Annotated in this window: 12 protein-coding genes; 6 read left to right on the forward strand and 6 right to left on the reverse strand. The window is 40.1% G+C overall.

Annotation, left to right across the window (positions count from 1 at the left end; genetic code table 11):
• Positions 1 to 143: 143 nt before the first annotated feature.
• The 6 genes from V7O61_RS04205 to hisS all read right to left on the reverse strand — a co-directional run bounded on the left by V7O61_RS04205 (position 144) and on the right by hisS (position 4,876).
• Positions 144 to 602, reverse strand: a complete 459-nt coding sequence (locus V7O61_RS04205; protein ID WP_023844292.1) for a 30S ribosomal protein S15 — start codon at positions 600 to 602, stop codon at positions 144 to 146.
• Positions 603 to 827: 225 nt separating this feature from the next.
• Entirely contained in the window at positions 828 to 2,003 is a 1,176-nt protein-coding gene (locus V7O61_RS04210; protein ID WP_288068125.1) for a hypothetical protein, read from the reverse strand.
• Between the two features lie 39 nt (positions 2,004 to 2,042).
• Positions 2,043 to 2,555, reverse strand: a complete 513-nt coding sequence (locus tag V7O61_RS04215; protein ID WP_288068126.1) for a hypothetical protein — start codon at positions 2,553 to 2,555, stop codon at positions 2,043 to 2,045.
• Positions 2,524 to 3,153: a hypothetical protein gene (locus V7O61_RS04220; RefSeq protein WP_407282630.1), complete on the reverse strand. Its 630-nt coding sequence runs from the start codon at positions 3,151 to 3,153 to the stop codon at positions 2,524 to 2,526. Before V7O61_RS04220 ends, V7O61_RS04215 begins: the two co-directional genes overlap by 32 nt.
• The gene (locus V7O61_RS04225; RefSeq protein ID WP_023844288.1) at positions 3,153 to 3,644 is read right to left on the reverse strand and encodes a hypothetical protein; all 492 of its coding nucleotides are present in this window, start codon (positions 3,642 to 3,644) and stop codon (positions 3,153 to 3,155) included. Before V7O61_RS04225 ends, V7O61_RS04220 begins: the two co-directional genes overlap by 1 nt.
• Positions 3,641 to 4,876, reverse strand: a complete 1,236-nt coding sequence (hisS, locus tag V7O61_RS04230; protein WP_288068131.1) for a histidine--tRNA ligase — start codon at positions 4,874 to 4,876, stop codon at positions 3,641 to 3,643. The genes V7O61_RS04225 and hisS overlap by 4 nt, the downstream gene beginning before the upstream one ends.
• Positions 4,877 to 5,230: 354 nt before the next feature.
• Between hisS and V7O61_RS04235 the strand changes: the two genes are divergently transcribed.
• The 6 genes from V7O61_RS04235 (at position 5,231) to V7O61_RS04260 (ending at position 14,490) form a co-directional block, all read left to right on the forward strand.
• Entirely contained in the window at positions 5,231 to 9,283 is a 4,053-nt protein-coding gene (locus tag V7O61_RS04235) for a hypothetical protein (RefSeq protein ID WP_407282629.1), read from the forward strand.
• Between the two features lies 1 nt (position 9,284).
• A complete protein-coding gene (locus V7O61_RS04240; protein WP_407282628.1) occupies positions 9,285 to 9,881 on the forward strand; it encodes a sarcinarray family MAST domain-containing protein in 597 nt (198 codons plus the stop codon).
• A gap of 99 nt (positions 9,882 to 9,980) precedes the next feature.
• Entirely contained in the window at positions 9,981 to 10,427 is a 447-nt protein-coding gene (locus V7O61_RS04245) for a hypothetical protein (RefSeq protein ID WP_288068137.1), read from the forward strand.
• 119 nt (positions 10,428 to 10,546) lie between these two features.
• Positions 10,547 to 11,845 (forward strand): TrpB-like pyridoxal phosphate-dependent enzyme, encoded by a 1,299-nt coding sequence (locus V7O61_RS04250; protein ID WP_288068139.1) that lies wholly within the window; start codon positions 10,547 to 10,549, stop codon positions 11,843 to 11,845.
• 369 nt (positions 11,846 to 12,214) lie between these two features.
• Positions 12,215 to 13,690, forward strand: coding sequence for a DUF2193 domain-containing protein (locus tag V7O61_RS04255; RefSeq protein WP_023844280.1), 1,476 nt, complete (start codon positions 12,215 to 12,217; stop codon positions 13,688 to 13,690).
• Positions 13,691 to 13,740: 50 nt separating this feature from the next.
• Complete coding sequence (locus V7O61_RS04260; RefSeq protein ID WP_288068141.1) at positions 13,741 to 14,490, forward strand: MIP/aquaporin family protein; 750 nt, start codon at positions 13,741 to 13,743, stop codon at positions 14,488 to 14,490.
• The last annotated feature ends 24 nt before the right edge of the window (positions 14,491 to 14,514 follow it).

The raw sequence follows: 14,514 nt of genomic DNA on the forward strand, positions 1-14,514 counted from the left end.
ATAAGTGTTTTAGATAACTATAGATTTCTCCTCACGGATGAGCTTATGTATGAAACTATCGCTGGAATGAGAAACTGATTAAAAAGAGAAAGTTTGTTTGACCAATCGGCCAAACAAGAATGTATTATTGAATCTGAACTTGCTTATCTAGTGATGAGCATCTCAGCTGTTTCTGGCTTGTATTTCCAGTCAACTGGAAGAACCTTTGCAGACTGGTAGTATTTAACCAATCTTCTTATTTTGGACTCGGTGTTCTGGAGAGCACGCTTGTTGTGTACATCCTTGTGGTTGTAGCTCATGTGCTTTCTCATTCCGATTGCCTTTACGATAAGGTTATAGAGATCTTCAGGTACAGGGAACTTCTCACCATTGTCCTTAAGGATCTTTGTGATCTTCTTACCGGTTGCAAGCTTAACATCAGGTACACCATACTTGTCCCTGAGGATCATTCCGATCTCGCTTGTGCTGATTCCCTGCTTCCAGAGATCAGTAACCACGGTTGTTATTTCTTCATCGGTCATTGTTGACCATGAAGGTACTTCTGTGCGAAGTGGTCTTGTAGGTCCGGAGTTTCCTTTCCTACGGGTGTGCATTTTTGCCATTATCTTCCTCCTGATAATTGTAATTTGAGTTTTGATTTAATAGGTCTATATTGAATTTAGATAGGATTCAATATAGAATTGATGTTTTGATCCTTATCGAACCCTTGAACTTGGGAGTCAGTTCGATAAAATGTTAATGTGATTGGCGAAGTGCTACCTATGAAGTCAATCATCTAATATATATGTTATGATTGATGCCATACGACTTTCAATATGAAATTTACTTCACCAGATCATGATTATAATATCTGCGCCACCAGTATTTGCCGTCCTGTATACTTTCGAGAGCTGCATATCTGCGAGTTCAATCCTGCTGCTGTTATCTGATGCATTGCACATAAGTGCAACAGTCCGATTGATTTCATTACTCTGAACCTCAAATATATACTCTGATATCAGGTTAGTATTCGTATCTTTGATAAGGTCATGTACCGTATCCACAAAGTCCAGACTGATACTTTGTTCTTCAGGTGTCAGTTCAATATTAAGCCCGTAAAGGTCGTTTACAGTGTAGTTCATGCAACCAAGTGCACTTTTGATTATTGGACTGCTGTAATTTGCATTGTCTGGTCCCGCAATGCATGCAAGCTGTTCGCTGTCTACAGATATTTCAGTACCATTAAGTGATGACAGGTATTCATATGGGAATACAATGTCAGTGATTATATCAGAAGCTCCTGTGGAAGCTATTTCAATACTTGAATTGAACATAGCACGAAGTTCTTTGTCGGGATTTGGTGAGTTTACAGCAGAATAGATGCTGCTCTCATTGAAAGGAAAATAAATTTCATCTCTGGTTACAGTATATGTAACAGGTAACGATATTCTTGCCTTCTGTTTTACAGCATCCACAGGAGCTGTTTCGCCCAATATAATATCACTGTGTATATTGTATCCTGAAACAGGTTGCCAGTGTGCTTCAAACCTGTAATTATATCTTTGCCCTATTGTCTTTTCAAGATGCTCTTCAATAGCATTTTCTGTTTCAATACTCTGCATCTTTGTCATGGGATTTAGTGGTTTTTCAGTACCATTATTTTCCATCACCAGACTTAGTGCAAGGCCTTCTGCCACCAGGTCAGAAAAGGTTCGATGCTGCTGTTCTTTTGCAAACAGTGTTTCTTCTGCATTTTCAAGGATGGAATCTTCCGATAAATTAACTTCAATTCCAGCAAGTTCTGCAGGTTTCACTGTATATTGAAATTCTTCTACAGTACTGCTCATAATTGTGTTCATGAGTCGATTATCCATGTCCTGTGCAGAAGAATAGGATGCAGAGCGATATTGCTCATCAGCTGCAATGGAAGGAAAAAGTATTACTGCAGAAACAGATACCAGCACCAGGAACAAAATAGCGTCTATGCTGGATGAAAAGGCTCTGTCATCTTCTACAAATATCATTTATATCACCGTTTTTAGTTTTACTTTCAGGACTTCCCCTCAACTCCATCCATTCTGCATAATTTTCACAGTTATTGATCCTGGTTCACAGCGCGCATTACTTCCAAGTTCAATTACTACAGGAACTGATGCAGCGGTGACATCCCTTCTATTCAAAGAGTTATTTCTATTGCTAATTATCCAATGATAGTTTCCGTCATCTGTTTGTACTTCTACATAGAAGTCAAGGTTAGATGAGAATCTGTGGAAAAACATGTAGTGTGCATTCGGGTCTTGGGAAGGGTTTGACAGAATGTCCAGTGTGTCTGCAGAGATAAGCTCCTGCCTGCTTCCCTGAAGTGATGGATAAGATGCAATGTCGTTTGCTATCATTGCAGCCTGTTCGTAATTCTCAAGTGCATGAGAGTTATCATTGAATGCTATAAATGTCTTTGAAAGGATAGCTGCAAACACAACAAAGCCAATAACAACAAGAGCTGTGGCTATGATATCATTATTCGGTTCCAGAAGTGCGTTCTCATCACTGGTAAACGAGGACATATTCAAGTCCATTCACCTCGCCTCCGTTTCTAACATATATTGTTGTTTCCTGAATACAAAGTTCCTTACTCATGTTCAGATAGAGTTCATCAGTTCCTTTTTTATCAAGAAAATCAGTTACATCTGCGTATGGGAAAACAGAGCTTATAGGCTGGCTGATGTTGCCATTTGCTCCGAACCTCAAAGATAACATATCACGGAGTTTATCGTGACTAAAGGGAAGTGTCCTGTAACTTAGCTGCCTGGCGGCTGAAATGTCCTTTCCTTTCTCTTTGAGTGTGCAAAATATATACTCACTACTAATGGATATGTTCAGGTCGCTTATTTTGCTTAATTGCATCTCAGAGCTTTCAGGATCAAATGTCATGCAGTTAAGAGAATTACCTGAACGGGATGATCCTGCCAAATCTATATTTGAAGCAATTTTTGTGGCTATGGTTTCCACTTCATCCTTTCTGGCAATCTCTGCAGAACTGCCAGCAAGACTATAAACTGCCATTAATATTATTACAGTAGCCAGGATTAGTGCCGTTTTTGAGAGCAGTAAGTCTGCCCAGGCAGATTCATCTGTCATCAGATGACCAATGCCAACTTCTTTTCGTTTTTTCATTATGGCTGCGACTTATCACAAAGTATAATAAAAATTTTTCCATTTTGATCGCGGACACTTTCAAGAGTCAATACATGTGGTCCGGGACTGAGAATAAAATAGCCATTTAATGTCTTATTAGAATAGGATGCAGATGATTCTCCTATTGTCTGCTTTCCATTTATTTCAAAATAATAGTTCTCAGCATCTGAAGGCCAAGAATTTTGATTTTCAGGGATTACCCCAAATATTATCTCCACACCTGAAGGAACATTCACATCAAGCGTGACAATGCTGCCTGCTCCTTTAGCTGACATTTGTTCTGCATTTGATTCTATTTCAGAAATGATTGTTCTTGTAATGTATGTTTCCTCACTTTCAATCAGTGAAGAAACTGCTCCTGTCATCAGGATTAGCAATGCTCCAATTGCTATGACAGCAACAACCATTCTCATGGGGAGGGCATCTGCCGCCCTCTCATTTTTCAGGAAAGTTTCAGAAAAGTTATTCATTTGTTTGTGAGCTTTTCAATGACTTCATCGATACTCAGAAGTTCCTGATCACCGCTTATCATGTCCTTTAACATGACCTTTCCGGCTTCAACTTCTTTTTCACCGATTATTATTACATGTTTTGCGCTAATATTGTTTGCATATGATAATTGAGCTTTGAAGTTTCTCTTCATCAAGTCATTGTAAACTGGCATGTGTTTCCTGAGTTCATTGGATGCCTTTATTGCATCAAGACGTGTGCTTTCCTTTGCGATTATCACAACTGGCACATCATCAGGTGCTTCAAGCTCACAGACTTCCATTATCCTGTCAAAACCAAGGCCAAAACCTGTCGATGGTACGTCACCACCACCAAAGAGCTGGATAAGCTGGTATGAACCGCCACCACATACCTGATTCTGGGCACCGAGACCTTCTGCGTAAATCTCAAAAACAGTTCCTGTGTAATAATCAAGTCCTCTGGCAATTCCAAAGTTTATTGTGTATTGCACACCGTAGGCATCCAGCATAGTAAGAAGTTCCTGAAAATCATCTATCTCTGGCAGGTCTCCAAGAATATCTCTTGCTTTTGTAATTGCATCATTGCCAGTGAGTGAGATAAGTTCGATAAGTTTCTGGCGAAGGTCAACAGGAGCGTTAATCTCCTCAAGGAAGTTGTCAAGTCCTTCATAATCTTTTTTGTCAACAAGTCTCATTATTTTGCTCTGGTTCTCGGTTTCAAGAACACTGAGAAGGTGCCTGATAACTCCAAGATTGTTTACGTTCAGGTCACCTTTGATACCAACAGACTTGAGCATCTCGGTTGCAAGTGCAATTACTTCTGCATCTGCGTCCATCCTTCTGCTGCCAATGAGCTCTACACCGAATTGCCAGAACTCTCTGAAGCGTCCTTTTTGTGGTCTCTCATACCTGAAACAGTTCTCGAAATAGAATAACTTCAAAGGCTGTTGCTGTGCCTGCATCTCGTTGACATACATTCTCATTACAGGTGCAGTAAGTTCAGGACGAAGTGTCATTTCCCTGTCACCTTTGTCAGTGAAGTTGTAAAGTTCTCCAATAACACCTTCACCTGATTTTAGGGTAAAGAGTTCCAGGTTTTCGAATGTAGGTGTGATAATTTCACTGAATCCCCAGTTCCTGACTACTTGGCGCAGTATGCCTTCTACATATCTTCTTTTTCTCGTGTCTTCCGGGAGGAAATCACGTGTTCCTCTTGGCTTTGTGATCTTCATTTTGTGTCAACCTGATAAGTGTGAATTGTAAATATCAAATTTTGAATGTAATTGTCTGAATGCTGTAAGCAACTATTGCTTAATAATTGCTGAGAAAGCTGAATGGAAAATTACAACTTCCAGTTAAATTATGTCTGCTAGTATAAATGTAGTATATTTTATAGTTTCGATTAGTTCCCGTATGTCTGAACAAATTCCTTTATGGCTGGATTTTTGATGTTTTATTTATGTTTCATATAAATGAATATTGATATCAAATTATAAACTTTAAATTAAAATAGAATAAAATCATAAAGTTTAAATATTCTTCTTACCTGCAATGTCCAGCTCAAAAAGCTGAAAAAAGGTAAGTCTATGATATCCGATCCCAAAAACGAAAAACGTAGCTTTAGCCAGGACACCCGGGCTTATATCCCGTTTGCGGTGATCGGTATATTCATTCTGCTTTTTGCAGTAATTGCATCGATATGCCTGACAAAGACAGATTATGCACTTGCTGAAGTGATACACAATACGGATACTACAGATATGGAAAAGACCGCAGTTGAATTTGCTTCCTCTGACCTTGCACGTTGCCTTAATTATGCAGGCATGGAAGCTCTTGCATGGCAGGGAGAACATCCGGTCATAAAGCCTGAAGATCTTACTTACGAACCAATGGATTCTGATGGTTTTTCCGTAGAGCCGGATAACAGGAATATCGAACCAGGGGACAATATAACGGTAAGTGTCACTCTTCCTTCGGATGTTTTTGAGGCAATATCATGCCTGTTTTCCGAGAAAACAAGAACTCTTATCCTTAAAAGTGATTCCGGGACAGTTTACCAGTCCATATCCTATGATGAAACTCATTCATTCTGGACATGTTCAGAATTTGGAGAAGAACTGATTATTCCTGTTAATGCGGAATATGGATACGCATATCTTGTGCTTGAGTACGATGGTGAGGAGAAAGCGCTAGACTGGCTCTATGTGGGCAGCAGTCCACTGAAAGACATCACATTGGAGTATTTCAACGAATACCTCAGTACATCATATCAGGAAAACCAGCACACTTTCAACAATTATGCCATCAATATCGATCCAGATGTTTCTCCCCGGCAGATAAGGATTGATACAATCAACGGTACACTCAAAAGAGAAATCAGTCGTTCCCCTGCGGATGATCTAGGCTATCCAATATACTATACAATGACAGTTGAAAATCTCAATTATACTCTGGTAAACCTTGCAGACAATAGTACAACAAGTGGTTCTATGAATGTGACTGCACTTATCACCTCAAGGGAGCCTTTACTTGAAGAACTGGTGAACGAGTATAAAAATGAGCTAAATGACGGGATTACATCGGACATTGTGCTTGGAGCTACAAATATCAGGAGTTTTATTTATGGCCCGTGGCAACATTATCTGAACGGTCCGTTGAATATCGTAACCGGTCCATCTTTATCTGCTTCAGTGAATTCCGGAACTCTTTATACACAGAAGCGTGTGTTTGACTCTGTGGATCCTTGGGCGCTGACCTACACGACATATTATAATGGGAAAGTGCTCTACGAAGATGTCAAAAAAGGCACGAGTTCATATGAAGAAGATTCCGGGAAGAATATCAACACAACATACGACAGGCTTTCAGATGATGGAACTTTCAATATAAGTGTTGAACAGGGTGTTAACCAATCCATGAAAGAGGCCAACACAACAATGGAAGATGTTGCAGACAATTCCAAAATTATTGTTTCTGTTTCCAATTTTACCAATGAGGTATACAGTAACTGGGTTTACAATGATGATGTATGGAGCAATGCATATCCTGATCTGTTGCATGATGTGACACATGAAGTGTATAGTGGTACAGTACAGGGTCAGGTTTTCAGGGATGGATTTGATACGTCTGCACCTTACGGTTTATTGAGCGGTACAACAACATTTGATTCCGTTTCATATGATACTGGAGAATCAAAATTAGACAAAGCAATTACCTGGACCAGTCATCATCCTATATCCGTTTCACATACGTGTGCTCTTTCTCCTGATTACAGTTTTAGTGATGTCTTCGACTTGAATCATAAAGTAAGTGTTGATGCTTCTTCTCATAAATGGTATTTCAACAATGTAAATGTACAGCATGTCTCTACAAATGTCGTTTGTGAAAATGTGGATGTAACTTACAATTACCTGGGCAACGATAATTTAGTGGATCTTAAAAGGACAGATGGTTATCTATCCCATGAAAATCATTCTTTTGACTGGAGGATTACCTACAATGTTAGGTTTAAAGTTGAAACACAGTGGAATATCTATTATTCATATCACTGGTCATTCACTACCTATAGTCCTACAGCAGGGAGGCATCATTATGATGGTGATTCTTCCAGTTCAGTAAAAAATTATATTATTACAGACGGGATTTCTGTTCCTCATGAACAAACAGAAACCGAATACATAAGCATCGTGTATCATCAGTATCTTCCTTCAGGCGGGTATGTTGGAGAAGATTCAATCTACGACTCCGGAAGTTCCAACGATTACAGGAATACAACTTTCATTGTCAATGGAGTTAAGCAATATGATCCCGGCTGCAGCGATGCTGCAGATAAGTATCGTGATAAGTATGTTGATTTGTACGAGATTGAAAAAGGTTACAATACCTATAGTGACGGAACTTCTCTTTCCGATGAAAAAGTCTATTGCGATATTCCTTTGTGGCTTCATAAGAACATGAGTCAGGAAATGGAAAGCATGTTCGATGCCATAAATACTGATAATCCTACGAGGGAAGTGTACTTGCTTGGTGATAATCTTGGTAAAAACCCAACAACATTGATACAGGAGGCTTCACTAGACCTCGCTGCTGAAATGAGAGCTTCCTCTAAAAGAGATTCTTTCATTGAAGAATCTCAATATATGGAATCAGGGGAATTTAGTACAAGCAATGATGCATGTCGTGCAATCTCAAAGAATGAAGCTTATGACCGCTTACTCAGGGAGTTAAAGGAGCGGAACAAAGACACAGAGGAGTCTTTTAATGAGTATATCGACGACTCTTTTGAGAAAGAACAGGGTCATTCTCTCCTTGATCTTGTACAAAATAAAATATCCACTGACGTTCTCTTTAACAATCCTGCCATGGATAAAGCTTCAACCGCTCTTGCTGCTGAAATGGGTATTATTGAAACAATTGAGGTTGTGGGAATGCCAAACAGCAAGTATAACTGGACTGAGAATATGACTCTTGTTGTAGATCAGTATCCTGATTATCTTTATCATGACCCGAATTTCGATCTCCAGAGCCAGTACAAATGGGATGATGGGACCGGAAAAGAAGTTTACCCACTGGCTGTCAGGAATGTGTGTGTTTTCTCCACAGGTATAGGTGATGATATTGCAGCAATGCTTTCAGGAGCCACTGAACCACTTAAAGATATGCTCTCTCAATCCATGAGTCAGAGTATTTCAGACGCGAATGCAGAGATAGATTCCCTGCTTGCAGATCTTGCGAGCAACAGTACAGAGCTTGTCATGAATGGAGTCTCAACGGATACCACTATCATAGAACAGAACCGCAGTAAAATGATGGATGAATATAGCGATAGCATCAGGGAACAAATTCCCGGAACTATTGCTGATGAAATTTCCGGAGATCCGGTTCTAAGCATCTGGATAAGCGAAGAGGATGTTCTCATAATTACAGAAGCATATCTTGACTCACTTTCCGATGAGGAAATCGTGGATATGGCTTCCGACAACACATTACAGGATGAAATTTTACATCGCATCAGCCTGAAAATACAAAATGACAATCCATCCATAAATTCTGATGAAATGGATGCGGTTCTTTACCGTCTTGAAGCCGATCTGCGTATAGGAATCTCAGAAGGTGTCTGTAAATCAATTGAACTCTGCCAGGAAACCATAGATCAGTGTTTTGAAAACATCAACAATGAGTTACAAAGCAAACTGGACGAATCAAGTGAGAAACTGACAGGCCAGCTTGCTGAGAAAATCGAAAAAAGGCTGGAAAAGTCTATGAAATATGTTCCATGTGGCCTGCCGGTGATTCCACCTAATTGGGTGTGTACTGTGAATGTGTGGGAATATGAAGTTATTGGGAAATACAAAAGTTTTGAGGTAATTGATAACGATAATGAATGTATGTTCAATCCTTATTTTGGGCATGATGCTCAGGTGTATGTGAGGCAGGAAGAATCCATAATTCACCCTACGAATAGAAACATTGATGGTAGTCCAATATGGATTGGTGAAAATTCTCAAATAAGCTTCAAGTTCACTGGCTATGCTGCAACAATCGTAGGACCAGGTCCAAAAGGTGTAGGAGATAAAATAGGCGATAGAGAAGAGACATCAGAAGGTTATGAAGATTTGATATCTGAATGGGAGAATTAAGATGAATAAGAAATTAGTAGCAGTCGCACTTTTAATTCATTTATTGGTATTACCAGGAGTTAGTTATGCAGCATCAAATATTGATGTAAAAGTTTACTATAATGATCAATTATATCCAGGTGCTTCAACTCCAAAACCTTTACTAAAAATAGGTGAGCCTTTTACATTACGTTTCGACGTAACTTCTTTTAATAAAGGTTATTTGTCCGTAAAATTAACAGAATTAGGAGATAACAGTTTTAAAATAATTGATGGCCCAATTTTGAAGATGGATGAATATTCACATACTCCAATTGAAAAGAACGAAACAATTTCTTATGAGTGGACATTGGAAACAACGGATGAATGGGCAGGCGGTAGTATGCCACTTGATTTCATTTATCAACTAAATGACTATGATACTTTTGATCTTCTTGTTCAAGGTGAATTCACCGCCGCCTACGTCACAATCTCCGAAGAGTACTACGATGGTTCAGAGTCTGCAACTGAGTCAACATCAAACCCAGAGGACGAAAGTAGTTCTCCATCAACTCCTGCGTTCACTGCATTATCTGCTGTATTTGTGTTGGCAGTGGTAGCTATTTACAAAAGAAAGTAGATTCTGATTAGAATTTACTTTTCATCGTATTGTTCTGAGCTTAATTTCATATGAGTTATATTTATAAACAATACCACTTCAATTGTTTGTGGTGGTTGAATGCTGGAACAAAAATGGGTGGTTGCACTCAAAGTAACTATTGTAATATTGGTAGCTGTTTTTCTGTCCGGTTGCACGGAAAATAATGTCGAGACAGAGGAACTGATAGAAACTCTTGAAGACGCCGATGTGGATTCATTTTCCATTGAAGAACATTATGGAGATTCTGGAGAGACTATTATAGTTCCTGATGGGATTCAGGTAACAGAATGGAAAATTGCAGTTGACAGGATATTGGTCACACTTGAAAATACTGAAACATCAGGGATTTACATCAACAAGATTTCTGCGGATATATCTTTTGATGATGACATGTCAACTTTTCGGCATTATGAAGCTTCCATGAATGGTGAATTAGATCCGGGCGAAGTTAAAATCATTTCAATAAGGATACACAGATTCAGTGATTGGGAAAAACCAAGTTTAAAATCGATAGAAGTAAGCTGATTTCATGATTTGCTCATTTTATTGCATTTCAGGGTTCTGCATAAATCAAAAACATTAAATATTACCCTAATGTACTTTGCTATACATTAGGGACTCTATTTTTTACAGAGGTATAAACTATGGATCATACTAAGATATTACTTGATGAAAATGAAATGCCGAAACAGTGGTATAATATACTTGCAGACCTGCCGGTAGAGCCACCACTGAACCCTGCAACAAATGAGCCAATGAATCCTGCAGACCTTGAGCCCATTTTTGCAAAGGAACTCATCAATCAGGAGATAAGCTCCAAGAGATACATCGACATTCCTGAAGAGATCAGGGACATATACGCACTTTGGAGGCCATCACCTCTGCACAGGGCACACAGGCTTGAAAAGGCATTGGGAACACCTGCAAAAATTTACTACAAGAACGAGAGTGTCAGTCCGGCGGGAAGTCACAAGCCAAACACTGCGATTGCACAGGCTTACTATAATATGAAGGAAGGCACTGAAAGAATCACAACAGAAACCGGTGCAGGACAGTGGGGCAGTGCATTATCACTTTGCTGTAACTATTTTGATATTGAATGTAAGGTCTACATGGTAAGCTCAAGCTTCTACCAGAAGCCATACAGAAAGTCACTTATCAACCTCTGGGGAGCAAATGTAGTTCCTTCACCAAGCACAGAGACACAGTTTGGAAGAAAGATCCGTGAAATGTACCCTGACACAACAGGAAGTCTTGGAATAGCCATCAGTGAGGCTATTGAGGATGCAGCTCTTAATGACAACACTAAGTATGCACTTGGAAGTGTCCTGAACCATACAAGTCTTCATCAGACAGTAGTCGGTCTTGAGACCCAGGCACAGTTTGACAAAACAGACGACTATCCTGATATCGTAATCGGTTGCTGTGGTGGTGGAAGTAACCTTGCAGGTGTAAGTTTGCCATACATCAGAGACAATCTTGCAGGTAAGACTAACACAAGATTCATAGCCGTCGAACCATCCGCATGTCCAACTCTCACATCAGGTGAATTCAAGTATGACTTCGGTGACATGGCCCAGATGACACCTCTGCTTAAGATGTACACACTCGGTTCAGAATTCATACCACCTGCAATCCATGCCGGAGGACTCAGGTACCATGGTGCATCACCAATTGTCAGTAAACTTGTTGCAGATGGAATAATGGAAGCAACCTCATACCATCAGGTCGAGGTTTTCGATGCAGCAGTTCAATTTGCACGTACGGAAGGAATTGCTCCTGCACCGGAATCATCACATGCAATTAAATGCGCTATTGATGAAGCACTTAAATGCAAGGCAACCGGCGAAGAGAAGACCATCATGTTCAACCTCAGTGGTCACGGTCACTTTGACATGGCTTCCTATGACAAGTACTTCAGCGGTGAGCTGAGCAACGACTAATATATGGTTTAAAAAGTGGCATTTATCGTGCCACCATCTTTATTCTTTTTTGTTATCTTACTTTTAAAAAAGACTGTATTTTTCCATTTTTCAATTGAGATGAGGTTTAACTGTTGATTTGTCCTACAATGGCTTATGATTGTGTAAACTTTTAGTTGGTTTATTTTAGTTTGGAAATATTTATTTCATATTACCCGACAATTATTATATGGAGTGAAGAAACACCCTGAAAATGGAGTGTTGTTTGGGGCAATAGTTAACCTGATGCTTTACTAAATGGTATGGAGTATCTGGTTTTTTTCAGTTTTTTATAAATGCACTTTTTTCAGGAATAGTTGTCACTTTCAGAAATTGAGTAAGGGGTATAACATGAAAGAGATATACGATAAAATGGCCACAGAAGCCATGAATGCACAGAAAGCTGTAGTCAGTACTATTAACAAGAAGCGTGGAACCGCCTTTAAGGTTGAGGATGCTAAACCTTACGTTGAAGCCGTTAACAAGATGAAGCCAAAGGGAAAGCAGTGTAAAGAAGTGTTTGATCTTCATGTCAATTCAGTAAATACACATTATGAAGTTCTTTCCAGCTTAACAGATAGCGTAAGGCCTGAGGATGATCCGTTCGTTGAACACTATCAGACACCACCAATTCTGGATATTCTTTACGAGGAAGATCCTTCTTTCAGGGAATCTGTGGAGAAATTCATTGACAGGATCGGAAGATCAGAAGCTCTTATCGGGAAAGAATCAATTCGCAGATATGCAGGTTTCTATGGCCCGACATGTGTTGTAGATTTTGCATTTGTTCCGGGAAGTACAAGCAACGTAGTAAACAGGATTCTTGAGAAGACCGATATTCCGGTAGACCATAAGCGTGCAATCCTTTCTTCAAAATCATGGGGTATGAACACATCTTATGGCATTGGTGCAAAATTCCAGATGGCAATTGAGAATGGTAAAACTCCTACTGAAGCCATTAAAGAGGAAATCGAGATGCTTCAGATGGTCTACGATGCACCTATGGCTGCCCAGGCGAAGCTCATGGATGAGGCAGGACATACTTCTTTTGATGTTAAGAAGTATATGAGTGAGTACAAAAACAGAATGAAGAAAACAGTAAAGGCTGCCATGGATGCAGATGTTTTCTACGGAAACATCGTTACTGTTCCTGCATATGGAGTTGGTGATGTTGCCCACCATATTTCCCAGTCAATGTTTAACATGACAAAGGATGATGTGGTAATGGCAGTTATTAATGCAGTAACTGATGTCATGGATGGCACAATGAACAATGCAATGGGTAAGTTCAAAGATGAATATTCACCTCTGACCATTGCAACCGATGCTGCTGCTGCTGCCACCACAAAGATTCTCTGGATGGATGGCTTCACGACAATGATGGTATTGGATCTTCTTGTCAAGAGGTTCCATAATCTTGTACTCAACAACCCAACAAGAGGTGCAGCAGCCGAACTGCACAATGTTGACTTTATTGATCTCATCGAAAAGGGTGAACGTATCATAGATCACAAACCAAGAGGAATGGGTGGAAAAGTTCAGGGTATACCTGTTGACCTGAGTCCAATTGAGAAGAACGAAGTGCTAAATAATCCACAGCGTTACACATATCCTGCTTGTGCTATAACTGTGAGGTTCTCAGCCCTTATGCGGCTGGCTGATTTCCCATGTCTGCTGACAAGTGAGCCTGTTACTGCTACTATGCTGACAAATATCATAGCCCTGCACAAGACAGAACCTCATTCACCTGCACGTACCTGCAAGTTCTGCGCAGCCAACTACTTTGACTACAAGTGTAAGTACTGTAACTGGACGGAGGCAGTTTGATCACAGATGTGCCTTTTTAAGGCACATCTTGTTTTCAGGCGGGTGATTTTATGTCAGAACCGGGTCTATTAAAGAGATCCATCGCTGAACTGATCGGAACATATGTGCTTGTCTTTTTGGGAACGGGATCAGTTGTCACAACTGTCCTGCTGATCCACGGTACAGAGTCAATACCAGGCAACACTTTTAATGTGGGAATTGATATTGCAGCATGGTTTGCTATTGGTATTTCTTTTGCCATTGCGATAATTGCCATGATATATGCTTTTGGCCATATATCAGGAACACACATAAATCCGGCTGTTAGTATTGCATTGTGGGCAACGGGGCGTTTTCCGGCAAAGGATATTCCGGCTTATATTCTGGCTCAGCTTGTCGGTGCAAGCCTGGCATCTTTTACTCTTGTTGCAATACTGGGTTCAAGGGCTGTCGCTACAGGTCTTGGTTCCACGGCAATGTTTGATGGCGTGAGTTATGGTCAGGCGATACTCTGTGAGGCGGTTGCGACTTTCTTCCTTATGCTTACAATAATGGGTTCCGCAGTGGATAAAAGGGCACCGGCAGGTTTTGCAGGACTTGCTATTGGTCTTGTTGTAGCAGCTGATGTTATTGTTGTAGGAAACATAACTGGTTCATCGCTAAATCCGGCTCGTACATTTGGTCCGTATCTGGCGGAGTTTCTCATGGGAGGAACAAACTTCTGGTGGCAGTTCCCTATTTACATAATCGGTCCGATTGCAGGTGCTGTGATTGCAGCTCTGCTTTATGACTACGTGGCAGATGTGAAAGAAAATAACTGAAATAGGCAGCATTTTTGCTGCATT

This window comes from Methanolobus sp. WCC1, from assembly GCF_045690315.1.
Taxonomy (GTDB): Archaea; Halobacteriota; Methanosarcinia; order Methanosarcinales; family Methanosarcinaceae; genus Methanolobus; species Methanolobus tindarius.

Excerpts from the sequence above, each read along its gene's own strand:
- hisS (WP_288068131.1), bottom strand. The coding sequence starts at position 4,876 with ATGAAGATCACAAAGCCAAGAGGAACACGTGATTTCCTCCCGGAAGAC.
- V7O61_RS04205 (WP_023844292.1), bottom strand. The coding sequence starts at position 602 with ATGGCAAAAATGCACACCCGTAGGAAAGGAAACTCCGGACCTACAAGA.
- V7O61_RS04225 (WP_023844288.1), bottom strand. The coding sequence starts at position 3,644 with ATGAATAACTTTTCTGAAACTTTCCTGAAAAATGAGAGGGCGGCAGAT.
- V7O61_RS04210 (WP_288068125.1), bottom strand. The coding sequence starts at position 2,003 with ATGATATTTGTAGAAGATGACAGAGCCTTTTCATCCAGCATAGACGCT.
- V7O61_RS04260 (WP_288068141.1), top strand. The coding sequence starts at position 13,741 with ATGTCAGAACCGGGTCTATTAAAGAGATCCATCGCTGAACTGATCGGA.
- V7O61_RS04235 (WP_407282629.1), top strand. The coding sequence starts at position 5,231 with ATGATATCCGATCCCAAAAACGAAAAACGTAGCTTTAGCCAGGACACC.
- V7O61_RS04245 (WP_288068137.1), top strand. The coding sequence starts at position 9,981 with ATGCTGGAACAAAAATGGGTGGTTGCACTCAAAGTAACTATTGTAATA.
- V7O61_RS04240 (WP_407282628.1), top strand. The coding sequence starts at position 9,285 with ATGAATAAGAAATTAGTAGCAGTCGCACTTTTAATTCATTTATTGGTA.
- V7O61_RS04215 (WP_288068126.1), bottom strand. The coding sequence starts at position 2,555 with ATGGACTTGAATATGTCCTCGTTTACCAGTGATGAGAACGCACTTCTG.
- V7O61_RS04255 (WP_023844280.1), top strand. The coding sequence starts at position 12,215 with ATGAAAGAGATATACGATAAAATGGCCACAGAAGCCATGAATGCACAG.
- V7O61_RS04220 (WP_407282630.1), bottom strand. The coding sequence starts at position 3,153 with ATGAAAAAACGAAAAGAAGTTGGCATTGGTCATCTGATGACAGATGAA.
- V7O61_RS04250 (WP_288068139.1), top strand. The coding sequence starts at position 10,547 with ATGGATCATACTAAGATATTACTTGATGAAAATGAAATGCCGAAACAG.